The 1,123-nt window shown below is 36.5% G+C and carries 1 protein-coding gene; it reads right to left on the bottom strand.

Annotated elements, in window-relative coordinates:
• Positions 1 to 86: 86 nt before the first annotated feature.
• Entirely contained in the window at positions 87 to 953 is an 867-nt protein-coding gene (locus JOD45_RS16450) for a tetratricopeptide repeat-containing glycosyltransferase family 2 protein (protein WP_420825890.1), read from the bottom strand.
• Positions 954 to 1,123 lie beyond the last annotated feature (170 nt).

The raw sequence follows: 1,123 nt of genomic DNA, 5'->3' as shown, positions 1-1,123 counted from the left end.
TTTATGTTTCCCCATGTTACCACCCCAAAGTAAATCTACGAACATTTTACCGAACAATTATCCACAAATCGACATTTTATAGTTTCCTAAACAATGAAAAATCCCCAATTATCTTCCGGTTTTTCTAGCGCTGTCGCTAATTTATACCAAAATAAAGCCTTATGGTAATCATTCTTATTAAAAAAATAAAAACCTATTCGGCAGCAAAATTCCGCACGCGGAATATCATATTCGAATGACTTAAGGGCATATGCCGCTGCTTTCTTTTCATCTCCTAAATGAAAATAAATATCAGCCAATTTACCGCAAGCCGAAATGTTATCCTCAACCCATCCTTTTCCAGAATTCAAAAACTTTAAATAGTAATCAATTGCTTTTTCATACTGTTGGTGATCAAACAGTTCATTAGCATAGTAATAAAGATCCCTAGGTGAAAACTCTTCCCCTTTTTCCAGCCGCTTTTCATAAATTCGTAAATTCCGCTCAGAGTCATGGGAAACGCCAGTATGAGTGACTGCGATGTCACTGTTAATAATATGGCCGAAAACTTCAAGATACTCATGAACCGCCCCGTGCCACTGGAAGTTCCTCATTCTTTTGACTAGACGATTTCGCCTATAACTGATAACAGGTTTCCCTGATTCATCGGCTCCTAAATGGTACAACATTGTCACTGAATCAACTGACGGATCAAGTGTCTTTTTTAATTCCAAAAGTTTCGTCTGATTCTTTTTAGTGAGTATGTCGTCTGCATCCAACCAAAGAATATAGTCTTTAGTCGCATTACTAAAGGCATAATTGCGAGCTGCAGAAAAATCATCAATCCATTCGAAATCGTAGACTAAATCCGTATACCGTTCAGCGATTTCTTTTGTACGGTCAGCAGAGCCTGTATCCACAATAATGATTTCATCAACAATATCCTTTACACAGTCAAGGCAGGAGGAAAGCATCGTTTCTTCATTTTTAACAATCATACATAAGCTGATCGTAATCGGCATTTCTTTTTGAAAAAGAAGAGAGTAAATATTAATATGGTACCTGTAGTTAGGACACTTGAAAAAGAGTGTTTTATCTACAGGTATTTTCTTATATACTTGAATTTCAACATAGATACGGGGAT

The organism is Scopulibacillus daqui (genome assembly GCF_016908855.1).
GTDB classification, from domain to species: domain Bacteria; phylum Bacillota; class Bacilli; order Bacillales; family Sporolactobacillaceae; genus Scopulibacillus_A; species Scopulibacillus_A daqui.
Note: the sequence above shows the minus strand (reverse complement) of the source record. Positions and strands in the feature narration are given on the sequence as shown.

Coding starts and splice junctions, on each gene's coding strand:
- JOD45_RS16450 (WP_420825890.1), bottom strand. CDS start 953: ATGCTTTCCTCCTGCCTTGACTGTGTAAAGGATATTGTTGATGAAATC.